A 23,458-nucleotide genomic window follows, 5' to 3' on the forward strand; every position below is an offset into this window, starting at 1 on the left:
GCGAGCCTGTCTGTGTACTGATCGAGCTCAGCGTACGTCAGCATACCGCCCGGAAAACGGAGCGCAGGACGATGCGGCGAAAGCGCGGCGCGGCGGGTGAACAGCCCGTGAAGCGTCGGAGCCGGCGGTTCAACCGCTTCTGTATGGTTAAACGCAGTTAACACCCGTTTCTTTTCATTTTCATCCGCCATATCAATATGCCGAATCAGCTGGTTTGGATTTCTAACGGCATTTTCAACGATCGTCAGCAAATGAGTTTGAATTCGTTTAATCGATGTTTTAGTAAATAAAGCGGATTGATAATCAAAATTCAGCTCAATCAATCCCGTATCTGTCCGCTCCTTAATTAAAATGGACAGCTCATTTGCCGTATGTCCGCTGAAAAACATCGCCGTTTCATAATCGAAACCTTCTGCCTGACGCCACGCGAGAGGCTGGTATTGCATCGAAATCCCGATGATATTTTGCAGGTCGTGATGAGTCTGCCTTAATTCATTCACAAAAAGATTGTAAGGATATTTCTGGTGCCGCATAACAGACAGCTGCTCTTTTCCTACGCTGCGGACAAAGGACAGGAACTCCGCATCAGGATCTGCCGTCATTCTGATCGGCAGTGTGCTGACGAACATGCCGAGCATATCCTTTTCGAGCCTGGAGCCCCGGTTTCCGTAATAAGTGCCGATGGCAATATCCTTTTTAGCCGTCAGACGGCTGATGCATATGTATAACGAAGCCATAAACAGAGAGATGATGCTGATATTATTTTCTTTGCAAAAACGCCGGATAGATTGTTCTAAGGAGTGAGAAAGAGTGATTGTATCTCTGGAAGCCGCAGTGCTTTGTCTAAGATGAGAGGTTCGTTCCGCCAGTGAAAGGTGTTCCGGAACGGTTCGGTATGTTTCAGTCCAAAATGAACGGTCTTTTTGAAAACGGGAAGACTGTAAGTATTGCTGTTCTTTTTCCATGTAGCTGAGATAGGAAGGTCTGTGATGTTCAGCTAAATCCTCGCCCCGCATGATCTTTTGGTAGATATCAATGAGCTGGTTGCCGAGCAGGTTGAGCGAGATGCCGTCCATGATAATATGGTGAAATTTTGAATAAAGCCAAACTTCTTCGTCTGACATGACAAGCAGAGTAAATTGATACAGAGGTGAATGAAACAGCTTGAACGGAACACGGGTCTGCGTGTCAATCCATGCGTCCCGCTCTGCCTGATCAGTATGAGTAAAATCAACAGTCTCTAGAGAAATCGGCCGATGCCCCGCCAGATACAGCTGGGGTTCTGATCCGTCCCCTTCTGTCAGTTGAAACCTGAGTGAATCATTTTGCGAGATAGAAAAATCTAAAGCATGGCGCAGTACGTCAAAATCGATGTCCCCCCTGAATTTGACGCACGCCGCGAGATTGCAGATACTTGTGCCCGGCTCGAGCAGCTCTGTAAACCAGACTCTTCTTTGGGCGTGAGTTAAAGAATAAACAGTGTTCTTCAATGGAATCCCTCCATTTCAATTTAAGAGGATAAGAAAGTGAAATAATTACAATTAAATTTCGACAGCATATGACTAAATCATCCATATAAGCATTATTTTAAAACATATTTTAGAAATCACAATAAAAAATTAAATTTTCTCTAACATTTTTTAGAATATAGTATATATTCCTCACTTCATTTCTTCATTTCTATAATCTTTATACCATGTAAAACGGTATGTATGCACACTACAAACTGGTTCTTAAACACTATAATAAGGAATAAAATGTATAATTAATTGCGCTTTTAAAAAGGTTTTGTCTCCTTAAAAGAAGTTTTACGTTAAAAAATGAAAAATCGGTGAACAAGTAAGAAAGTATCATGTAAAAAAAAGGAAGGATATTGCCGATATTACTTTTTGAAAAGATTGATTCATAATCGCAATATAATGTTTTACAGACATCGAAAAAAGCCGAATCCTCTAAGGATTCGGCCCTTCTTATTGATTTGCCAGCACGACTGCGATTTTGTCTTCAATGTCTTTTCCGTCATCTTCGTCAAGCAGCCCGTTTTGAAGCACGGAAAAAATAAGCGTATCTCCTGTTTTTGTGTCTGCATAGCCGGCAATCGAACTGACTGATGTTAGCGACCCGGTTTTCGCTTTAATTTTGCCCTCCGCCGGGGTGCCCTTCAGCCGGTTCCGAAGGGTTCCTCCCGTCATTCTGTCACTTGCGCCGGCGACAGGGAGCGACCGAAGGAAAGCCGGGTACCACTTTTCTTTCTGAACCGCATACAAAAGCTCTCCGATTTGGCCGGCGGATACGCCGTTAATATGAGAAACGCCGGATCCGTCTCTTGCAATCAATTCATCCGGATTCAGCCCGAACGATTTAAGCTCCGATTTCATCACGTCCAAGCCCTTTTCCCAGCTGCCCTCCCCTTTTTTCACTTTTCCCATTTCCTTGATCAGAATTTCGGCGTGCCCGTTGTTGCTCAGTTTCATAAACGGAATCAATAATTCTGAAAGAGGCATGGATGTCCGTGATGTGACAAGTTGGGTGCGGTGCGGCATTCGCCCTGTTCTGATTTTCCCTTTTACAGTTATACCCTGTTTAGTAAGCGCTTGTTTCCATAAATCTAAAGCATAGGACGACGGATCCCACACCGCCGCCCATTCTCTTGCCTGTGCCGAGCCGACAGGTATGGTTCCCTTTATCGTAATCACATTGCCACCGTGCTCCCGTTCAACCGTCAATTCTTTCTTTTCATCAGAAGCGACGGTTTTCACTTCATTTTTCACACGAACGACGTCCGTATGGGGAGAAATCGAAATGCGCGGCTTTTTACCGGGCTGTTTCGCCGGGCTGATTTCCGCAATCACCGTTCCGGTATCATAATCCTCATTTGGGGAAGCGGTAAGAGCTGATACTTGCGCTCCATAATATTGGCCTTCATCGCTCCACGGAAGATCAACTGAATACCTGGTATCGTCATACCACGAGTCATCCCCGACCAGATCTCCTTTAATGACATGGATGCCCCTGGCTTTGACCTGTTTAGCCATCTTCTCAAAATCAGAAACCAATAGGGTCGGATCGCCTTTTCCCCTGAGATAAAGGTTTCCGCGCAGCTGTTTTCCTTTCACGGCGCCGTCTGCCCGTACTTCTGTCTTAAAGGTGTAATCTTCTCCGAGAACAGAAAGCGCCGCAGATGCCGTCAGCAGCTTCATCAATGATGCAGGCCTCAGCCGCATATCTTCCCGGCTGCCGAACAGCACCTCCCCTGTTTTTGCTGACCGGACACTGACGCCCGATGAAGCCCCCTTTAAAGCAGGTTCTTCATCCAGAATGTGTTCCAGCTCTTTTTGTAAAGTATTTTTTTGTTCAGCCGCCTTAGCCGCATCATCAATATAAGGAACTGCGGCAATGATCAAAAGCAGAATCACCGCGCTCAAGCGTTTCACATATGTTTTCAATGTTATCCCGCCTCTTTCCTATTCTTCGTCATGCAAAATGGTGATCCTGGATGACGCAGCCGCTTCTTCGCCCGGTTTCAGAATCTGAAGCCCTGTCAGTGATGCAGGCTGATTCAGATTAAATGCATCTGTAACGGAAGTATAAGGCTCAAGACTGACAAACCCCTGCTTTCCGTCACCGTTATATACCACCCAATGCTTGAAAGACGTGTCTGCCTGATACAAAACGGATAATTTCTCATCCGGATGATAAATAACAGCTTCGTTATTGCCGCCGTTCCGTCCGGAAGAAAGAAAAACATCGTCAAACTGTTTATTTTTCAAAGACATCCCATGACGGAACGCTTCTTTATCAGGCACATCCAATAAACGGCCCGTCGGCACGAAACGTTCATTTAATTCCCACATGCGGTCAGCCGTCAGAAAAAGACGGGATCGCTCTTCATTGAAAACAAAAGTTGAATGATAGCCGAGCCCCCAAGGAAAAGCCTCCGTTCCCTTGTTGATAATCAGCGCCCGCTGCGTAAACACATTGTCTTTTAGTGTATAGGTCATCCGGACAATGACATCGTGCGGAAATTGTTTATGAACACGGGGAATCTTTGAAAGATCAATTTCTGTTTCGACTGTCATTCCATCCCCCTCTTCTTTCGCTGCCGCCGCTTTCCAATGCTGATTGTGAAGAAAGCCGTGAATATGATTATGTTTATCCTCTTCGTTTATCTCGAATTGATACGCGCGGCCGTCAAAACGAAACGTCCCGTCCGTAATCCGGTTCGGCGGGAATAAAACGGGAATGCCGTACAGCATCGGTTTTGCGCGGAATTGCTCCGCAGTTTCCGGTTCTCTCAGAAGCCGCATACCGGTTCTTTTATCCCGAAGCGATATGACATTTGATCCCCACTCCGGCACAATGATGCATTCAGCCTGATCAGTCTCCGCTTTTATGGCTGAAACCCCTAAATAAGTCGTATGTTCAATCGTCATAAGCACCTGCCCTTTCCTTGTTTTCTAGCATGTATAGGAATTCCATTTTCTAAACTCATTTTCCTGCTCTAAAAAAACATCGCCCGTATGAACTGAGCGATGTGCGGTAAAACCTTATTGAATCAGCCGGGTAATCTGTTTTTTCTTCCATACAAACCGGTAATATCCGTATTGCAGCAGCAGGCTGACGACAAAAGCCGCCGGATAACCGACCCAAATGCCGAGAATGCCGAGATTCGTATAATGAGAAAGAATAAAGGCCACAGGCACTTCAATTCCCCAAATCGCAAAAATGCTGATAATCGTCGGCCATAACACCGTACCGCTCGCCCGCATTGTTGCTGAAACGATCTGAGCGTGACCGAAAATCAAATAGCTCCAAAGGGTAATCATAATCAGATTGCGGGCAATGTGGAGTGTATCCTGATCTGTTAAAAACAAAGCCAGTATCTGCCGGGAGAAGGTGTAAATCAGCAGGATCAACACCCCGCCGATCAAATAATTCAGGCCGATGCCGACTTTGATGACCTGTTTCAGCCGGCCGAATTGATTGGCGCCAATGGATTGGGCGGCAAAAATTGAAACGGCGATACCGAGGCTTACCGCCGGCATCTGCACATAACTCGCCACTTGGTTGACGACCCCGTAAGCAGCCGTCGCGTTTGATCCGTAATGATTGACAAATGAAATGACCGCAATTTCAGAAAGTGACACGAGAATCATATTGATGCTCGACGGAATACCGAGACGGAGTAAAAGCGCGAGCAGCTTTTTGTCCATTTTAAGAGAACGGAGCGCAGTCCGGTCAAATGCCAATGGATGTTTTCTTTTCCGTAAATAAACCATGAGTACGATAAATGTCACGATGTTTGAAATCACGGTTGCATACGCCGAACCGTAAATGCCGAACTTCGGAAGTCCGAAAAGCCCGAGAATCAATAAGGGCAAGAGCCCGATGTTTATGACTGTACTGACGATTAACGTATAAAACGGGGTCTTTGAATCTCCCGTTCCGCGTAAAAATGTCGTATACGCAAAATATAAAAACATCAGCGGCATTGCGCAAAACAAAATGCGCGCATATCGGACACTGACATCTATTACGTTTTCCGGCGTTCCCATCAGCCGCAGAATATCAAGCGTAAACACACTGCCGACAACTGCCAGAACAACACCGAGCATAAAGGTAAAAGTCAGTGTAGTGCCGACAATCGCCTTCATCCTCTCTTCGTTTTTCGCGCCGTAAGCCTGCCCGATCAGAATGGAACTTCCCGAACCGATTCCGATCGTAAAGGAGATCAGCAGAAAAAACAGCGGAAAAAAAGACGATACAGCGGCAAGCGCATCAACTCCGAGCCACCTTCCGACAAATACCATTCCGACCAATTGGCCGACAGATTGCAATACATTGCTTAAAAGCAGCGGCACTAAAAACAGTGACATCGATCGCCAGACAGACTGGCCGCGGCCTTCCGCTGTTTCTAAATGATCTTGTACTTCCATATGTAGGACTCCTTTTTTGATTTTCTTCCATTTTATTATTCAGCAGACAGCTTGTAAAAACCTTTTGTTCAATGAAACTCTTTATCTTTTTCTCACGTCTTACATGGAAATAAACCATAAAAATAAAAAGTCCGGAAAATATTTCTGAAAAGGTATTGTAATCTTACCGTAATTATTGTAACATTTGTAACATAAGAGAAAGAGATTGATTGAAGGAGAGATTATATCATGAAAAAATGGCTATTATTCCTCACTACTATTACATTGATTCTGTCATTGGGCACTGCGGCGACCGCAAAAAATGCACCTAATGACCTTACACAAAAACAAGCGCTTCAGCTGGCCCTGTCAGCGAGAGAACATTTCTGGAACACGATGAGCGGCGGTGCGCTTAAATCAAACGCAAATTGCACTTCTGAACCGTTTGAATATCAAAATCTGCAATATGTATTTATGTGCAAAGACCTCGGAACAAAAGCGAAAGCCGTAAAATATCTGACACCCGCTTTTACAAAGCAAGCGATTGACAAAGGGCTCAAAGATTACCACTTCACTGTAAAAGACGGCAAATTGGCTGTTCCGGTCGGCGACGGAGATAACCTCCTGAATTGGAAAAAAGCAAAAATGACTCTGCTCTCTAAAAAAGGAAGCGTCCAAACATACCGCTTCACTGTACCGACTCTTGACGGTTCTCCGTCAGCAAAACGCGATGTAACATTCGTAAAAGAAAACAACGTTTGGAAAGTCAATCAATTTGATGCTGTCATATAAGAAAAAGCCCGCTTACTTACAGCGGGCTTTTTTCACATCATTTCCACCAGGTTCTCACAAAATATTCAACTCAAAAACCCCTTGTATAACAAGGGGTTTTCTGTTTTGCCGACATTATTAATCCGCGCCTATCTTATACAAAAAACGCTCTAGGAGAACGTACAATATACCTATATATACGTTGATATATAAGGTTTCCTGACAACACTTGTGCTAAATTTGTGTAAAATATTTTAAGTGTTTTTATCTGTGCAAATTTCGAATTCTTAAAGATATTCATTTTACTCTGAGTTTTAACGTGGTAAAATTTTGAATAATATTTTATCGCGAAAGGATATGATTATGAAAATCTTTGAAGCAACCACCCTGCTTTCTGCCGCTAAACAACGCGCAAACGAATACAAAGAACTCCGCGGCCAGATGGTTAACCTGAAAAAAGCATTTCAAGGCATGGCTGATCTCAGTGACGGCGATTTCTCTGGCCGGGGCGCAGATAACATCAAAGCCTTTTTCCAGGACCACGCCGGCGTCACAGACAGCTGGCTTGATCTGATCGATATGAAAATCGCATTTCTCTCAAGCCTTCCCGGCAAAGTCGAAGATGCCGGACTTTCTAATTCGCATGTGGAGGAATCATTTCTGGAGCACGAGCTCACACACGCCCTGAATAAATCAAAGGCGATTATGGAAGAACAGAAAAAAGACATGCGCTCCATCCTCGGAGAGATCGAAGACATCATCTCGCTTGATCTCTTTTCCACCGAAAGCGTGGATCACAAGCTCCAATCAGCCGACAAAAAGAGAAACGAAACGATACATAAACTCGGCAGACTTGATCACGATCTAACGAAAGAATACGCAGAAACCGAAGCGAACGAACAGTTCATCCAAGCTGACTTCCAGCAGCTTCAAAACGCCACAGGCAAAGGGAAAAACGCCACTCCCCTTCACTACAACGCCAAGGCGTACCGTGAAAGCGACATCCATAAGAAAAAAGGCGAGATTGCAAGACACTCTGATGCTTATCTTACGATTAAGGAAAAAGAAGCAAGGGAACGTGAGATTGAAAAACTGAAAGATAGACTGAACAATTTCGACTATGAGAATGCTGCTGAGTTCTACTCAATGGCCAAAACGATCGGTTATGAAAACCTGACAAAAGAACAGCAGCGATACTTTACTCAAATTCAAAACACGCAAGAACTCACAGACGGTTTCAAAGGAGTTGCAGTCGGCCTTTATGATGTTGGGCAAGATACTGTGTTAGGGTTGAAAGATCTCGCTGTCGGCGCCTGGGACTTTTATCAGCTCTCTGATGAACAAAAGGTTGTTAAAACGATTTCTACTGTATTGAATACTCCGTCTTACGCAAAAATCATATGGACAAACCTAGCCGATTCGTGGAATGATCAAATGGTGAATGGTGATACGTACTCTAGAGCGCACTACGTCTCCTATGCGGTGGGCAGCCTTGTCGGCCTGAAAGGTGTGGGCTCGACGGTTAAAGTATCAAGCAAACTCGCAAAAACAGGCTTATCCAAGGTGGGAAAAGTATTGGAGCCTGGCGCTGCAAGCCATGTACACACAGGGATAAAAAACGGAACAGACTATATCAACTCTTTATTGAAAAATAAAAACGAACCTGCCCTTGTTGGAATAGCGAAAGATATTGAAAACACCCATAACGTAAAAAACACCCCGCTTTTAAAGAAAGAAATTCAAAAAAAGCAAGATATGCTGACACAGGCCGCGCCGTTCACACATAAAGATGCCTTTGGAAATACAGTAACAACCAACTTAAAAAATGGTCATTTAAAAAATGATGTTCATCCTATAACAGGCATACCTTATGATAAAGATGGTTTTCCAATATTTGATCCCGTTGTAGAAGTAAAAATTGATAAATCATTATATCTTGAAAAAGATACTGTACAGTTTAAAAAAGCAACCGAACTCCTGTTGCAAGAAATCAACAAAAATCCCGAGTTGAAAAATCACTTTACAGAAATGCAGTTGAAGCAAATTATAAAAGGGAAAAAACCAAAAGGGTTTACGTGGCATCACCATCAAAATGAAGGTATAATGCAGCTAGTTGATGCAGATATACATGGTAAGACAGGGCACACTGGTGGAAGAAACATCTGGGGCGGAGGTTCCGAATACAGATAAAGGAGAGTTATAACATGGTTGAATGGGATTTCGGAGAACATCCTATCAGTAACGAAGAAATTCAAGAAGTAGAAAATACGCTACAAGTAAAGTTCCCAAAAGATTACTTAAAATATGTCAAAAGTTATTCTGGCGCAACTCCAACTCCTGAGACTTTTGATTTTGAAGGAAGAAAAGGGATTGCTTTCGGATACTTACATAGTTTCCATGAGGATAGTGAGTCTTACATAATTAACGTTTCTAATCGTTATCGAGACGGCAGAATGCCAGATAAAGTAATTCCTATTGCGGATGATGTGTTTGGTAATGAGATCTGTTTCGATTTTAGAAAGAATCATAGTAATCCCCCTCTTGTTTTTTGGGATCATGAAATTGCATTTGAAAATCCAGAGAGTGCTCTGAGTCATATATGTAATTCGTTTACGGAATTGGTAGATAAGCTCTACGAAGAATAGAAACAAAAAGTCCATATAAAGCAAAGCCCTTCCCCTTTTGAGAAGGGCTTTTTGTTATTTCGATAATATTTCCAGTATTGCTTTTGTCTTCGTTTCGCAATTCCAATCATTATCAAATCCTTTACAAAGCATAGAAATGTATCCTCCTTTGCTTTAAAATGTAAGTATCTGTTTTGAACAATAGGGGGATTATTATGATTTTATTTATGGGTTTTCTTACAATCTTTTCAACGATCGGCTTTATAGTTGGATTGATATTTTTAGTTTTTCGAAAAACAAGAAAAAAAGCTTATTGGCTAGTTCCTTCAACTTTGATACTCGCGATCATCGGTTTTTCTTTTATGTCTAAACCAGTTGAAGAGCTAGATGAAAGGGAAGAACAACCCATTTCATCAGCAAATATCGAGCCAATGGATTCTGATGCTCAAGAAGATAGCGATGAAGATGATTCTACCGTGGTTGAAGATGACTCTACCGTGGTTCATGAGTTAAATTGGTCAGAAAAGAAAAATGACACCACATTTAAAATTGATCGTGTTGGGATCGTTAAAAACGAAATGGAATCTGGTGCTGAAGGGGCTATAGCTGTACACTTTGTTATTGACAATGGAAGCAAAAAGGATATTTCAACTTTTCCAAACCAAGGCACACTACTTACCAATACAAAGGAACAAATAGATGCCAGTTTGTCGCTCAGTGAAGATATAGGCGGAGAAATTATGTCAGGGGCAAAAAAAGAGGGATATGTCCTTTATCCAATAAAGAAATTAAATGATCCCAATGATATCAAATCAATCAGAGTTAAGTGGGATTTTTGGCCGGACAAAGATGTTACTACAAACGTTCAAGATTTTGATATTAATCTAGCCTGGTGAAAAATAAAACTCCCCCTTCCAAATAGAAGGGGGTTCAATTATATTTAAAGCGTTCGGCTTTGCTTTTGTCTTCAGCCGTAAATGCCGTAGCAAGCGTCAACTTACTTAAACCATTTTTCCATATTGTCCAGACACATACCGCCGTTTGCCCCCGTGGATGACTTCCCAATAGCCTTTAGAGTTGTTTGAACCTTTAACAGAACCTGAGATGTTAATTGTCTTGCCGAGACCAATTGTATCTACATTCTTGGCGTTTTTACGGTCTGGTTTGTCCATAATAATGGCTGCACTTTTAACACCAACAATTTTAATTTTGCCTACAGACTTAATACCCCCGCTAGTCTTGTTTGAAGGTTTAGCAGGAGCAGATTTTGAAGGGGTTTTCCCTAACTCTGCATCGCTCTTGATATAGCTTACATTAACGTAACCGCTGTATGTGGCTCCTTTAGAATTGGTATATTTAATGTAACCCCAACCATTTTGAGTCGATCCTTTTTTATATTGAACAGCCGAACCTTTAGGAAGAGCAAGCACAATAGACGAGTTGGCATTGCGTTGAGTTCTCACATTAAGACTGTCAGCAACAACTGTATTTTTAATATAAGATTCTTTTGTTTTATTAACAGGAGAATTTACCGTTTTAGACGGGGCGCCGCTGATACCGGCTTTAAATGAGTCCCATCTATCAAGGAGCTTGTGTGGACAATACTTGCCGGACCAGTGCTGGTGAGGGACCACGTTTGCAAGGGAAATGCCCTGTTCCTTCATGAGCTTTTTGATCAGCCATTGAGCATTCGTCACGGCTTTCTCAAAATCTCCATCACTATTCTCACAAATTTCAATACCGATAGATTTCCGGTTGCCGGTTCCGCTGTTTCCGTCTCCCGCGTGCCATCCGTTTTCATTCAATGGCAGATGTTGATATATCTCTTTTTCGTCAACCGTAAAATGCCAGCTGGTAGGTGTTTCTGGATTTTTCTCATAACGGGCGTGCATGGCTGCGTTTGCCCCTCTCGCCGTGTTCGCCGTGTTGTGAACGGTGATGTATGCGGGGTCCATTGCATATCCCGGTCTGTTATTGTGTCCTACTGGAATAAAGTCTTTTGTGATTTTCACCATGTTTCATCGTCTCCTTTTGAGTAATAAAATAAGCCGCTGGATTTACTCAGCAGCTTTTTCATCTTTTTCTGTTTTCTGATCGTTGTCACTTTCAATTACATGAAGCCGGTCAGTGATGGCGGCCGGAATTTTAACGCCGATCTGCGCTAAATTCTCTGTGATGGAAAGGCCCTCATTTGCAATATAAAAAAGAACGGTCGCAAAGGTCAGGACGCCGTTCAGATCCATAATCGTATCAATAGCATTCGCCACAATAACCACAAGGAAACTGAGCATTTTACGGACATAGCCGAACCATGCGCTCCGGCTGCGAAGCTCCTTGAATTTCCATGCTTTTATCACACCGGTAATGATGTCAATAATGTTCAGCACCAGCATTAAATCAAGATATTTCACCTCCCCGAAAAGATATGTTCTTGCAATCTGTAAGCTCTCAAAATTCATCCACACGTATATTCCCTCCAATTGTTATCACCTCCTTCGAGGCAAAATAAAAAACACCTCTCCGGGTGTTGATCAGTTTGCGGCGCCGCCTAAATCCACACTGACAGGCTGTTTTGTCATCGGATAGGTCAAGCCGGTTATTTGTTTATATTGATCTTCTGTAATTCTTCCCCACTCAACAAAACGGGCCACGTCCGCATTACTGTAATACTGCGGCCCCCATCCGTAGATGGTTTTAACGCTTTTAAACCAATCCATCATACCCCTTTCCCTCCCTCCGCCAGCATTAGATAAAGATTGGCAATCATTTGCGCTTGTGACTCGGCAAGGCTTTGCGCTTCCGCAAGTTGTTCTGTAATGGCCGCGTTCTGAGCTTTCAATTCATCAACGGTAAAAGGCACCCGCCCGCTTTCAATTTGCTTTTCCAGTGCTTTTTTCTCTTCCTGGGTGGCCGCCTCCGTCCATGTCTTCTCAGCGGGATGATACATCGCCTTTATGAAAGACGGAGGCTGGACGGTTGTACAATTCTCAGGGATTGTGTAGTTTCCTTCTTCATCAGGCTCAACCGGAACGGGTTTAGTCAAAATGAAATTTTCATCGTATTCATAAATCTGAATCATGCTGTCCCTCCTTCCTGAAAGCCCACGACCACATCCAGATAGTAGCCTCCGCCCATCTTACTTGAGTCCGCCGGGTCCGGGTATTTTATTTTCAAGTCTCCATCATCATAAATGATCAAATTTGCTGTGCCGCCTGTACCACTTAACGGCACTGTTATAACGGAACCGCCAGCGGGCGCGTATGCCGCGGGGATGGAGCCGAATATGATTTCGGCGTCTGTTTTCACATGCCCCCGTAAGATTAAAAATGACCCCCACTTTGCATACATCGGTGTCCGCGTCCCTGCTGCGGCTCCGTTCTTCAGCATGATATTGGCATATGTGACAGCTCCGTTCCATGTCTTCCGCTCGGCTGCAGATATATGCCTTTCTTGATTGTAGTTATGCGCTTTGAACTGCCGGGTCATGTCATCCCAATAAGCTTGATCTTCGGCCGTAACGTGAATGTCCGTGTTACTTGCATGGATATTGACTTTATCTCGCGCTCCGTCTTCTGTTTCCTTACTGTCCCAAGCTTTCCGATCAGCTGCAGAAACATGCTTTTCTTGATCGTTCGCATGGGCGTCTACTTTCTTTTGCGCGCCGGAGGGGGTTTCCTTGGCATTCCACGCCTTTCTTTCGGCAGCCGCAATATGCTTTTCTTCATCATTCGCATGTTCATTTGTATAAGCCTTGGCCTTTTCCTCTGCAGCATCCGCTTTTTTCTGCGCGCCCTCTTTCGTTTCAATAGCTTCCAGATCGGCAAATTTCTTCTGTAATTCCTCGACAGTCTGACTGATTTCTTCGACGATGTGGTTTATCCCGTCTCTCAGCGTTTCAAAATCATCAATGTAATAATCAGCTGTCGGAACGATGTTCTGATCCTCTAACGTTTTGGCGATAGAGAAAGTAAAAAATGAAGTCGCCAGCGCTTGGCCGTTCGTGTAATATAGTTTGATTTCCGCCTTAACCGTTCCGTAATGCTTGAGTTCTGCATTGGACAACACATATTCCGCTGTGCCGTTTACCTTGTCAGTGATGGTGAGGCTCTTTTTATAAAACGATCCATCATCATACAGTAAGACAATTTTTGCATCTACGGCTGACAGAGGCAACGGTACACCATCCTTTGTAAAAGAAAAAAACAGCTTTGCGCTGCCCGTGTCTTGCGTCATAAATTGTATATTTGTACTCCGGCCATTGATTGGATTTGTATTAATGTTGATCGGCACGCTGCCCGTTTTATACATCGTCGCTTATCCCTCCTTAGTGCTGCGGTGTAACCATCATTTGCGCCACACCGTACCCTTTTTCCGCATCGTACGGGGATTCAAATCTCATCACGGTTCCGTATCCGCCGCTTTCCGCCTTTGTCGCGATGCCGTCAACTGCTGAAACACTGTCACCGACGTTAACGGTATCATCAACGCGCACGAACACTTGACCAATCAATCCAATAATATGCCACTCGTCTCGTTCCTCTCGTGGCTTGTACTCAGCTTCCGGATCATAGTTCGGGTTCTCAGCTGGAATCGTAATGATGTCCTCACCGTCAAATACTTCCCGGTAGATAATGCCGCCAAATTCATCCCGAAGAAAACGATCATTCCAATAGAAGGCAGCTCCGCCAAGCACAACGCCGGCAGTCTTAGAAACGACCCCGAGTATCTTGTCGCCTTCTTGCGCTTTTCGGATTTTGTCCCCCTCTAACGCTACAAGATAAGATGCCTCTATCTTTGCTCCGTCAGCTGATTCAAAATACTCCGCCAAGTCTTTTAAATTCGATACACTTTCTATTGCGCCAGTAGCCTTGACTGTTCCATTCTTTGCGTTTAATTCAATTTTTTTGTTGGCTTCCGAGGCTTTGCCGTTTCCATGGCCTAAAGCCAATGTGTAAGATTTACTATTCTTGGTAGCCTTCGAGAACATGACACCCGAGGACGCCCCGTCTCCTGTTGTGTGAGAATCATATGAAAACATGACACCGTTGCGCGATCCTTCCGAGGAAGAACCTCCCGCATTTCCTGCAAGCAGATTGCGCTCACCCTTCGCGTACGTCGCCCCCGTACACGCAATAATCGCACTGTATTTCGTCAGTGCATGGCCGGATCCGGAAGCTGCTCGAAAGCCTCCCTTGACGTTATTCGGAACGACTGAATGCTTTTCCCCCGCAATGACAGCCGCATCTTTATAGCCGTAAGCTCTGACAAGAAAAATATTGGTCTGGGTGTTCGGGGATGTAATGCCGGCCGTTCCGCTTGCCACATGCATAAGCCCATTTAACAAGTTGACATTATATACGCCGCCCCCTATCGCGATGCCGGTTCTTGCGGAATCATGAATAACAAAATCAGAAATAAATACATCGTCGGTCATCTGATCGCCGCCAGTGATATAAATATCACAATCAGCCTTTTTAAATCCGGTAATGTGCAAGTTGTTTACTGTTATCTTCCTGCTCTTATACTGGAAGGCAATGATCGAGCCGTCTTTGTAGTCATATGTCGGATCGCCAATCGCTTTAAAACCGATTATCTGAACACGCTGGTACGCCGATACAACAAGGGCTTTCGGAGCTAATCCTTCATAAAGCGAATTATAGACGGGTTCCCGGGATGTGCAATCTACTAACGTCACATCGCGAGCCGTCTCGCTCCAAGGGTCTTTTACAAGATGGTGATCAATATGCCGTAAATCAAATGAGCGAACGTCACGAAAAGATTCATGACCGCGAATGTGAACGTCACACGGCGCCGGCCATTCCTTATGGGCTTTTACCTCTACGCCCCGCACATTCCCCTCTGTATAATTATCTATAACCCAAACATGCTTGGAGCCGTCATCCACTTCAATTCCGTTTGAATTGGCTCCGCCTTTACGGTGTGCAGTGCCACGCGGGTTCATCATCACATTGTTTGAGATGAAAATATACTCGCTGTAATGGGTCGTAATGCCGTCGTCACCATACCCCGAGCCGACACACTTGTCGATCCAAATATATTTGCTCCCCGTTGCCGTGTAATCTTTTGCCGTGATGTTATACGAAGGCGCTGATACATCAAAACAATGTAAGCCGGGATTAATGCCTTCAACCCCACGTACAATACCAAACTTGACTTGTGCGAAAAGCAGACAGCTTGAATGCACACCGCCGGTTGCGCCTACGCCGCCTTGGCGATCAGGGTTCCAGTCAAGCGACATACCCTCCACCACGATATTCCGGTTACCTTTCGCATGATCAGCATTTGTGACAACCCACTCACTGGCCGGCGTGTCCTCGTGCAGCTTTAGAGTGGTGACGCCCATGCCCTGGCCGATCAAATACGTCCATGACGGCAGCTTGATGCCCCTTATGACATATTCGCCGGCTGATAGATTGAGCCGCACCTTTCCGTTTCCGATCGCTCTTTTGAATGCTTCTGTGCTGTCTGTCTCCCCGGTAGGGTCCGCCCCGTAGTCGTCTACGTTAACGTTTCTGGTGATCTTACGCAGAAGTTTGTTATATTCCTTATCAAGACGCTCTTTCAACAGTGGGGCAATTTCCCCCTCAGCATTAACACGGGCGTCCACTACTTCTTTTACGTTGGTGCCATCTGCGTTTAAAATAAGATTCCGCACCCTGTTATACAAACCATTTATATATACACGCAGTGAAAAACCGTCGTGATCGATTTGATCCGACGTGTGGGCAATTTTCGCGTTTTTGTGGAATAATACGGTATCTTCAATTTCGTTTAATCCATTCTCAATTCTTTCGAGGTCTTCTCTTTGTTGAGATAGATAACGTGAATCTATGGATGTATCATAATCTTTTAATAGTTTCGTTGGCATCCTCTCACTCCTTTCAACCAATACAAAAAGCACCCCAAGAGAGGTGCTTTAAATCATCATTCTTAATTTCTGCACATAACGTTTTTGATCTTTCAATCTCTTTTCTTGCTCCATGCGGATATCCTGGATATCTTTACGGAAATTAGCAAAGTTCAATGTTGGCTTTGCATATGGATTTAAGGGCTTGTATTGAATGGAAAGCAGTCGGACATCGTCTTCATAAGTCACACCGTATGCTGTATCAGCCAATACGTGAAGTGTGTCTCCTTTCCAAAAATCATCTTGTATTTCAAGAAGCTTCGGCTCATAGATGTATTCATAATCCACTTCGATCTCCATCTTCGGGTAAGGATTCACGTATTTTTTAAGCGCCGTCATCATGCTGGATTCTTTTTTATAACGCTCGTCGCGCAACGGTTCCGCCCACCTCGGCATGCCATCAAGCAGGAACTTATCTTCGTCAGGGTGCTTGTAAAGGACTGGCTCAAAGACGTACTCCGTTTTTTTGCTGTCGGTGCTGCTGTTTTCCTTAATAGCTCCGAATCCCCGCGCCCGGGTAGAGCAACCTTCTGTCGATGTTTTAATTTTAATGCCGGGCATATTGTAACGAGAGTCAAGAGTGTGATTGATACGCTTTCCCATCTTTTTATAAACGTAAATCTTGTAATTATCTACATCAAGCTCTAAGCCGTAGTCTTCCACACTTTCGCTTATCAGCTCATTCGCGAACTTATCACCAAAATTCTCCTGCTCCACACTTTTAAATTCACTTTCCTTGTCTTTGAAAATGTAAGAGAATTTTGTCCCCTTCAATGTAAAATCAAGCACTTTTCGTACAGTCAATGTGCCGCTGATCGTCTCTTCTACATAATGATTATTCAAAACGGCAACGAAAACATGGCTTGCAGAAACTTTCTTGCTGAGTGTTTTTTCCTGAGCAGCCTCAACCACCGTAATAAAGTATTTTTGATGGTTAAATTTCTTTTCGTCCAGGTAAAGAATATTGTCATTTATGAGTAAGTCATATTCAATGCCGTTATCAGCAGTCCGAGTGATCGTAAACTCAATATCTTTTTTTCCGGTGGTATCATCTAATAAATCCGGATCAGCACCGATGACTTCGACAACTTGATTTCCGTCTTGACTGGAAACATGGAGCTGAGGGAAATAAACGTCTTTTGGCAAGTTGTGATTCAGCGTAATGTCTTTACCGTCATATTCTTTACTTGGTATGTCCGGCTCAGGATCTGGTGTGCTCGGATTACTCGGTTCGTCTGGTACTCCATCGGTTGTATCATATTTCGTTAATTTATAGGTGAAAATGAGGCTGTTCAATTTTGTTGCGTAATTTGGGTCGGTAGCATACCCGGCTTTGACGAGAGCCGCAGTTGCTTTCTGATAATCTGTTTCCCCGACGACAGCTTTATAATGGTTTTTGTCCCAGCTAAGGCCATTCAAGTACAGGTTTGCCAAGTCTTGTATAGATTCTTTCCATGAAGGGTACTTCCGGAATTTAGCCGGTACCTGTACGTTTTCTCCGTTGATAACTTCCCATGTTTGCATAATGACATATTGGCCGTTGTATTCGCCTTTCATACCGAAAAGGTTATGTCCTTTTGTCGCCAACTCACTTGTGCCCCACGCGCTTTCTAAGCATCCTTGCGCAATGATCAGTGATGCGAGAATACGGTGCTTTTTATATATTTGCTGGGCGTCGCCGGCAATCTCTTTAATAAAATCTGTATTCGCCATATAAACCGCCTGCCTTACAAGTAGTAGAGCCGCGTGTCAAATTCTATGACAAAATCATCGGCATTTTGAATTTCAAACTCATTCCAGCCAATTTCGAGGTTCGGCAGACGTCCAGATGTTTTTATCGGTTTATTATTGAGCAGCGCGTATTGCTTTAAAAACGATACATGCTGTGACTTCTTCAACTCCTGTTCAATCGTTAATTTCTCGCCATTGGTATGGTTAATTAGCGTTACATTCTTCCCCTTGGCGTTCAATAGGACGTTATACGCGTGATCAAGAGGATTGATTTGGACGTCTCCGGGATTAAACACAGAGAAATGTTTCTGATTCTTAAAAGAATAATTCAATTGATCATTAGGCGGGATGTTCATACCAAAAGTTCGCTTTGCCCGTGTGAAATACTGCTTATCTTTCGTTGTAAAGGTTGATTCTGCCATCCCGGTAATATTGGTAAACTCGACCGAAAAAACAGCATGTGTTTTCTCCTTTTCTTTGGCAATGCTGAAATTTCCATCACACATGACAAGGAAACGGCGATTCGGCCATAAGTCAGTAGAAATATAATAGGCAAATGGCTTCACCAATAAAGCATAGAGCTGATGCCTAAGCATATAAAAATTATTGTGAATTTTCGAATTCAAATATATTTCTACAGTGACCTTTCTTGATGAATAGGTCACGTCGCGTGGGTGCTGGGCTGAGATAACACCATGTCGCCGCGGAATAGTGATCGTTTCCCGATTGATAATCGGCGCTTCCGCTAAAAAACTCAACACTTCAAATTGAGGGAGTTGAGGGAGCAAGCTGTCAAGGCTCTGCTCCCCCAATCCGTTATCAAAATCCAAAAATAGTTTTACCAAGCCGGCTTACCCCCGTTTCTATATTGTTTTCTTCTATATCGGTCAGCACTCGTTTGGTCTACTCGAGCACCGTCAATATAGGTGTTGTTATCTTTTAAGACCAGTTGTTGCAATAGCTGAATGTTCTGCTGGAGAGCGTCGATCTGCTGCCCCATCATACTGATTTGCCTTTCTTGATTCTCCACGACCCGAGTCATATCAATATTGACGCTTTTATCATTTTCAGGCTGTGCCGCGGACGCTTTTTGAAGCAATAGTAAAGCTTTCGAGATCATCCCTTCCTGCAGAGAAGGCAGGACGCCAAGCTCACGCCCAACCCGCGCCCACAATCCGATGTTCCTTTCGCGGTATGCCGGATCTTTCGTAATGGTGGTTTCATCGTACCCTCGTTCGTTGAGGACGGCGAGCTTGGAGCCGCCGCGCCCCGGAGAAGTACCGCCCTTTGCATACCCCACATACGGGCCGCCGCGCGCCATTGATTTCAAGCCGGGATGATTTGATATATCTCCATATCGCCCTTTGATGTAATTAATGGCCGCCAAAACGCTATCTACGGGATTCAAAATGTTGTTGTGACCCGGAAATGCATTTGAGGCAAACGTACTTGGAATCGTCTGCATTAGTCCCTGTGAAGGATTACCTGCCTTCCAGTTAGAGTCCCACCTGTTGACGACATTTGGATTTCCTCCTGACTCTTTCATGGCAATCGTGATTAAGCCGGGAACCCATGAAAACGGGACACCAGCGATGCCGACGGCTTCTGCTACCCATTTTTGGACCTGGGCAGATCCGGTTGCGCCTTTATAGGCATCTGCCGTAAAAAATCCCACATCCGGCAAGACCCCTTTTAAGAATTGAAGGGCACCGCTTTTTAGCGTTTTGAGAATACCAGTCCCTAACCCGTCTATTCCGGTTCCTGTTTTAAATGGGATCATGCCTTTGAAAATGCTGCTGATTATCTTTTGCGGCCCTTTCATAATCATTTCCATAACGTTAGAAGCAACATCCTTCGTTTTGCCAATGACATTCTTGCCGACAGAGACAGCGCCTTTCACCAGCTTTTTTGATCCCTCAAACGCATTTTTGAAGAAGTTTCCGACCCCATTTGCATAACCGGGAAGCCCTGTGGCAGCTGCTTCTTTCGACTGAGCGTGCGGAAGAACAGACGTGCCGCGCGGAAGATCCCACACTTGCGGGCCGCCCATTCCGACAATGTAAGTGCCGATACCGGGCGTGTGAGCAAGCTCCCATCCTTCTTCCCCGACTAATGCCCGTCCGCCGGGGTGAAAGTCTGTTCCTTTGGCATAGGCTACTCCCGGTGCAATTTGCATAGAGGAAGGCTGACGGTTATTGTATCCAGCAGGCTTCCACTCTGGGATAGTATCCATGTGCATAAATTCTAAAATGTTATTGATCCAGCCAGTAACAGCATTAACTCTCTCAGCCAAGTCTACTTTAAATAGATCCCATACACCGAGTACCTCTCCAGTTTCTGTATTAACCTCGCTAATATGCCCAGCAGCTTGTTTTTTTGCCTCTTCTACGACACCTTTATGAGTTTCTTTTGCTTCTTTAATTGTCTTTTTAGCCTGACTCCTTGCGTTTTCCACGGTTTTATCGTGTTCTTCTTGAGAAATTGACCCTTTTACATAACGTTGCTCATCCGCGGCATCAATAACGGCATCACGTTGTTTCTTAGCTGCTTTAATTGTTTTCTCTTTTGCCTTGTTACTGTCTTTTATAACAGCAGCCGCTTGTTTAGCAGAAAGATTAGACGTCTCTTCTTTTAACTTTTTAGATATCTTTATCTGCTCAGCCTTGCTTCGTGAGAGCGCAGTCTCCATTTCTGAGAGCATCGCAATTTGGATTTTTGCTATTTCTTTATTCTCTTTTTCCGTGGTTTTTCGATTCTCGCGGGCGGCAGTCTTATAAATTTCATCTACTCGATCAACATACTTTTGGATCTTCTTTTGTTTTTTCTCGTTATAAGCATCAATTTTGCCAATGATTTTATTTTCTTCTTTATCAGACATTTCGTTATTAGAAGCATAAAATTCTTTCAGCACTTTAGTTGCATTGGTCGCGCTGGTTTTGTATCCATTTTTCAAAGAATCTCCCATGTCTTTAAAGCGCTTTGACATGTCATCTGCGATATCGTTCGTGATGGTAGCGTTGGTCGCTTTCAGGGTGTTCAGCTTGGCTGTAACCTCAATGTTCATGTCTTCATAGGCATTGACGGCTTTTGCTGTGGATTTTGATACACCGTCTCCAAAATCAATTGTCGCCGGAAGCACTCGTTTCTTTAAATTGTCATAATACTTAAATCCGGCATCAGCTAAGAGGGTCACACCCGTAATGAGCGCGCCGACTGGTCCGCCTAACAATCCGAGTCCACCACGTAAAAGACCGACAACAGCAGTGCCTTTTTTAAGTATGTTAAACAGGCCGAAACCGCTTTTTGCAAGCTTCGTAAATCCGCCGGCCCCTTTTACGGCATTTAATCCGGTTTTGATAATTCCGGCGCCGAACTTTAACAGTTCAGGAGCAAAAGTAAGAACGAGGCCCGCAATTGTTCCGATTGGACCGCCGAAAAGAGTAAGCCCAGTACCGGCCACACGAGAGGCGCCGCCAAGCCCGCGCATCGCTTTCGAGCTTTTAGTTGCCGATTGCTCCAGCCGGCCAACTCGTGTCGTTGCCACGGTGTTTGTTTGGTTGAGCCTTTCCATTCGGGTAGCTGCTACCGTTGCCGCAGTGGAAGTTGTCGCAATACCAGCTGCCGCTGTTCGGGATGCAGCACCTGCAGCAACGGCTTCAGTCGTATAAACGCCGAGACTTGCAGATGCTCGATTGACGTTACCAGTTAAATATCCCCCCGCCGTGCGGAGCATGTTCCATCCTGCTGCGATCCTCGGTAATGCCCCGATTAACAGCAAGGCAGCCCCGCCAAAAAGAGAAAATACTGTTACAGCTCCGGCCGTAATAGCAATTGTGCTTGCGACGGAGTTCGGTAAGGCGTCGAACCATGTCACTAATGAAGTCAGGCCATCAGTAGCAGCTCTGATGATCGGTATAAACTGGTTTCCCATGGTGATGACGGCGTTGTTTGTTGCAGATTTCAGATATTCTACAGATCCGGCCAGGTTGTCCATCTGCGTGTCAGCCACTTTTTCAGCAATACCGCCGCTGTTTTCTATTTCCTTTGTGAATTCTTCCAGCTTATCTTTACCTGCATGCATGAGCGTGATAAATCCAGATATAGCATGTTGTCCGGCCAGCTGTTTAGCGATCCGGATCTGTTCTGTTTCAGTATAATTTTTTGTTTTCTCTGTGATCTGCCCCATGATGTCGGCCAGCGGGCGCATCTTTCCGGTAGAGTCTGTCACTTTTAAACCTAATTCTTCAATAGCCGAAGCCGCAGGTTTAGGCGGAGCCGCTAAACGAGTAAGCGTCGATCGAAGTGCTGTACCTGCCATGTCTGCCTTTATTCCGCTGTTTGCCAGAATACCGGTTGCCGCGGCCAACTCTTCCATACTGAGACCTGCTGTTTTAGCAGCCGGAGCCGCATATTTCATCGTTTGACCAATCTCCTGCAAAGTGGCATTGGAGTTCGTGAACGTATACGTCATTGCATCGGCAACACGGTTTGTGTCCTCTGCCTTAATATGAAATTCGGTTAAGATGTCAGAAACGATATCAGCCGTTACGCCGAGGTCGGTTTGTCCGGCGGCTGCCGTCGCAAGCAAGCCGGGCATAGCGCCGATAATTTGATTCGTCTTATAGCCGGCCATCGCTAAATACTGCATGCCTTCGGCTACTTGCCCATCCGTATACTGTGTGACGGCGCCAAGATGACGGGCTGTTTCTGTTAATGATGCCATTTGATCGTTCGTTGCGTTCGCCAAGGCGGCGACACGGCTCATATCTTTCTCGAAGCTTGCTGCGGCCTTAACGGTTGCACCGATCCCAAGTGCTCCGGCGGCACCAATTCCCACTAATGCCTTTCCTGTGGCTTTTGCAGATTTATAAACAGCGTTTAGCTCTTTTGATACATTCTTTGAATCCTTTTTAAAAACAGAAAAAATTCCTGCAGCCCGACCGCTGCTGTCTGACATGGTCTGAAACTCTTTGCTGACTTTATTCAGTTCTTTGCCGAGATTCTCATGAACCGCAATAGCATCATTCAAACGCCGCGCCTGAATCTGTGTCTCTCGGTTGTCTTTTCCTTTTTGTCTGACCAGTTCTTCATACCGCTGACGGTGCTCTTGGACCAACCGGCCTTGAATCTTATACTTATTACTCAAGCCCTCCATCTGCGATTGCAGGATCTTTGATTGATCGCCAGCATTTTTATAGATGCTTCCGGCTGCCTTCATTTCTGAATTGGCCAGACGCATCTGCCTTTTTAAGCCTTCAATACCCCGGTTAAATCCTGTATCATCAAGGCCGACCTTAACGACCATATTTCCTATTGGTTGAGCCATATGTATCCACCCCGCTTTCCTGGCAAAGATTCAACAAAAAAAGACAGGCTATAAGCCCGTCTAAAAGAAGACATCTTCAAATTTCACTTCTTCTGGTTTATTGGTTTCGGTCAATATCTCTAAATAGTGATATATGTCCATCTCGTCAATTGCACTCATACTC

Annotated in this window: 17 protein-coding genes; 4 read left to right on the plus strand and 13 right to left on the minus strand. The window is 44.5% G+C overall.

Annotated elements, in window-relative coordinates; translation table 11 throughout:
- From AR442_RS01175 to AR442_RS01190, 4 genes are all read right to left on the minus strand, one after another.
- On the minus strand, positions 1 to 1,490 hold a 1,490-nt coding region (locus AR442_RS01175), incomplete at its 3' end, for a condensation domain-containing protein (RefSeq protein WP_239689774.1).
- A 480-nt stretch (positions 1,491 to 1,970) separates the two neighbouring features.
- Positions 1,971 to 3,446, minus strand: coding sequence for a D-alanyl-D-alanine carboxypeptidase/D-alanyl-D-alanine endopeptidase (dacB, locus tag AR442_RS01180; RefSeq protein ID WP_014418074.1), 1,476 nt, complete (start codon positions 3,444 to 3,446; stop codon positions 1,971 to 1,973).
- An 18-nt stretch (positions 3,447 to 3,464) separates the two neighbouring features.
- On the minus strand, positions 3,465 to 4,433 hold the full coding sequence (locus AR442_RS01185; RefSeq protein WP_014418075.1) for an aldose 1-epimerase: 969 nt from the start codon (positions 4,431 to 4,433) through the stop codon (positions 3,465 to 3,467).
- A gap of 114 nt (positions 4,434 to 4,547) precedes the next feature.
- Entirely contained in the window at positions 4,548 to 5,936 is a 1,389-nt protein-coding gene (locus tag AR442_RS01190) for an MATE family efflux transporter (protein WP_014418076.1), read from the minus strand.
- 228 nt (positions 5,937 to 6,164) lie between these two features.
- Here AR442_RS01190 and AR442_RS01195 point away from each other — a divergent pair, with 228 nt between their 5' ends.
- The 4 genes from AR442_RS01195 (at position 6,165) to AR442_RS01210 (ending at position 10,206) form a co-directional block, all read left to right on the plus strand.
- Positions 6,165 to 6,707: an IseA DL-endopeptidase inhibitor family protein gene (locus tag AR442_RS01195; protein ID WP_014418077.1), complete on the plus strand. Its 543-nt coding sequence runs from the start codon at positions 6,165 to 6,167 to the stop codon at positions 6,705 to 6,707.
- A 342-nt stretch (positions 6,708 to 7,049) separates the two neighbouring features.
- Positions 7,050 to 8,876 carry a T7SS effector LXG polymorphic toxin gene (locus AR442_RS01200; RefSeq protein ID WP_053285547.1) on the plus strand — a complete coding sequence of 609 codons (1,827 nt, stop codon included), beginning with the start codon at positions 7,050 to 7,052 and terminating at the stop codon, positions 8,874 to 8,876.
- A 14-nt stretch (positions 8,877 to 8,890) separates the two neighbouring features.
- Positions 8,891 to 9,331 carry an SMI1/KNR4 family protein gene (locus AR442_RS01205; RefSeq protein ID WP_053285546.1) on the plus strand — a complete coding sequence of 147 codons (441 nt, stop codon included), beginning with the start codon at positions 8,891 to 8,893 and terminating at the stop codon, positions 9,329 to 9,331.
- A gap of 194 nt (positions 9,332 to 9,525) precedes the next feature.
- The gene (locus tag AR442_RS01210) at positions 9,526 to 10,206 is read left to right on the plus strand and encodes a hypothetical protein (RefSeq protein WP_053285545.1); all 681 of its coding nucleotides are present in this window, start codon (positions 9,526 to 9,528) and stop codon (positions 10,204 to 10,206) included.
- A gap of 105 nt (positions 10,207 to 10,311) precedes the next feature.
- Here AR442_RS01210 and AR442_RS01215 read toward each other — a convergent pair whose 3' ends face one another.
- Genes AR442_RS01215 through AR442_RS01255 form a run of 9 tightly spaced genes read right to left on the minus strand, consistent with a single transcriptional unit; the run spans position 10,312 to position 23,295 of the window.
- Entirely contained in the window at positions 10,312 to 11,325 is a 1,014-nt protein-coding gene (locus AR442_RS01215; protein WP_053285544.1) for an N-acetylmuramoyl-L-alanine amidase, read from the minus strand.
- Positions 11,326 to 11,367: 42 nt separating this feature from the next.
- Entirely contained in the window at positions 11,368 to 11,790 is a 423-nt protein-coding gene (locus AR442_RS01220) for a phage holin family protein (RefSeq protein ID WP_053285543.1), read from the minus strand.
- A gap of 51 nt (positions 11,791 to 11,841) precedes the next feature.
- A complete protein-coding gene (locus AR442_RS01225) occupies positions 11,842 to 12,030 on the minus strand; it encodes an XkdX family protein (protein WP_014305127.1) in 189 nt (62 codons plus the stop codon).
- Positions 12,027 to 12,389, minus strand: coding sequence for a hypothetical protein (locus AR442_RS01230; RefSeq protein WP_053285542.1), 363 nt, complete (start codon positions 12,387 to 12,389; stop codon positions 12,027 to 12,029). Before AR442_RS01230 ends, AR442_RS01225 begins: the two co-directional genes overlap by 4 nt.
- On the minus strand, positions 12,386 to 13,618 hold the full coding sequence (locus tag AR442_RS01235; RefSeq protein WP_053285541.1) for a phage baseplate upper protein: 1,233 nt from the start codon (positions 13,616 to 13,618) through the stop codon (positions 12,386 to 12,388). The genes AR442_RS01230 and AR442_RS01235 overlap by 4 nt, the downstream gene beginning before the upstream one ends.
- A gap of 16 nt (positions 13,619 to 13,634) precedes the next feature.
- Positions 13,635 to 16,199, minus strand: coding sequence for a peptidase G2 autoproteolytic cleavage domain-containing protein (locus AR442_RS01240; protein ID WP_053285540.1), 2,565 nt, complete (start codon positions 16,197 to 16,199; stop codon positions 13,635 to 13,637).
- A 48-nt stretch (positions 16,200 to 16,247) separates the two neighbouring features.
- Entirely contained in the window at positions 16,248 to 17,951 is a 1,704-nt protein-coding gene (locus AR442_RS01245; RefSeq protein WP_053285539.1) for a phage tail spike protein, read from the minus strand.
- A 14-nt stretch (positions 17,952 to 17,965) separates the two neighbouring features.
- Complete coding sequence (locus tag AR442_RS01250; protein WP_053285538.1) at positions 17,966 to 18,814, minus strand: phage tail domain-containing protein; 849 nt, start codon at positions 18,812 to 18,814, stop codon at positions 17,966 to 17,968.
- Positions 18,808 to 23,295 carry a phage tail tape measure protein gene (locus tag AR442_RS01255; RefSeq protein ID WP_053285537.1) on the minus strand — a complete coding sequence of 1,496 codons (4,488 nt, stop codon included), beginning with the start codon at positions 23,293 to 23,295 and terminating at the stop codon, positions 18,808 to 18,810. Before AR442_RS01255 ends, AR442_RS01250 begins: the two co-directional genes overlap by 7 nt.
- Positions 23,296 to 23,458 lie beyond the last annotated feature (163 nt).

The organism is Bacillus velezensis, from assembly GCF_001461825.1.
Lineage (GTDB): Bacteria > Bacillota > Bacilli > Bacillales > Bacillaceae > Bacillus > Bacillus velezensis.

Excerpts from the sequence above, each read along its gene's own strand:
- AR442_RS01230 (WP_053285542.1), bottom strand. The coding sequence starts at position 12,389 with ATGATTCAGATTTATGAATACGATGAAAATTTCATTTTGACTAAACCC.
- AR442_RS01200 (WP_053285547.1), top strand. The coding sequence starts at position 7,050 with ATGAAAATCTTTGAAGCAACCACCCTGCTTTCTGCCGCTAAACAACGC.
- AR442_RS01185 (WP_014418075.1), bottom strand. The coding sequence starts at position 4,433 with ATGACGATTGAACATACGACTTATTTAGGGGTTTCAGCCATAAAAGCG.
- AR442_RS01205 (WP_053285546.1), top strand. The coding sequence starts at position 8,891 with ATGGTTGAATGGGATTTCGGAGAACATCCTATCAGTAACGAAGAAATT.
- AR442_RS01240 (WP_053285540.1), bottom strand. The coding sequence starts at position 16,199 with ATGCCAACGAAACTATTAAAAGATTATGATACATCCATAGATTCACGT.
- AR442_RS01235 (WP_053285541.1), bottom strand. The coding sequence starts at position 13,618 with ATGTATAAAACGGGCAGCGTGCCGATCAACATTAATACAAATCCAATC.
- AR442_RS01255 (WP_053285537.1), bottom strand. The coding sequence starts at position 23,295 with ATGGCTCAACCAATAGGAAATATGGTCGTTAAGGTCGGCCTTGATGAT.
- AR442_RS01210 (WP_053285545.1), top strand. The coding sequence starts at position 9,526 with ATGATTTTATTTATGGGTTTTCTTACAATCTTTTCAACGATCGGCTTT.
- AR442_RS01195 (WP_014418077.1), top strand. The coding sequence starts at position 6,165 with ATGAAAAAATGGCTATTATTCCTCACTACTATTACATTGATTCTGTCA.
- AR442_RS01225 (WP_014305127.1), bottom strand. The coding sequence starts at position 12,030 with ATGATGGATTGGTTTAAAAGCGTTAAAACCATCTACGGATGGGGGCCG.
- AR442_RS01190 (WP_014418076.1), bottom strand. The coding sequence starts at position 5,936 with ATGGAAGTACAAGATCATTTAGAAACAGCGGAAGGCCGCGGCCAGTCT.
- AR442_RS01245 (WP_053285539.1), bottom strand. The coding sequence starts at position 17,951 with ATGGCGAATACAGATTTTATTAAAGAGATTGCCGGCGACGCCCAGCAA.
- AR442_RS01215 (WP_053285544.1), bottom strand. The coding sequence starts at position 11,325 with ATGGTGAAAATCACAAAAGACTTTATTCCAGTAGGACACAATAACAGA.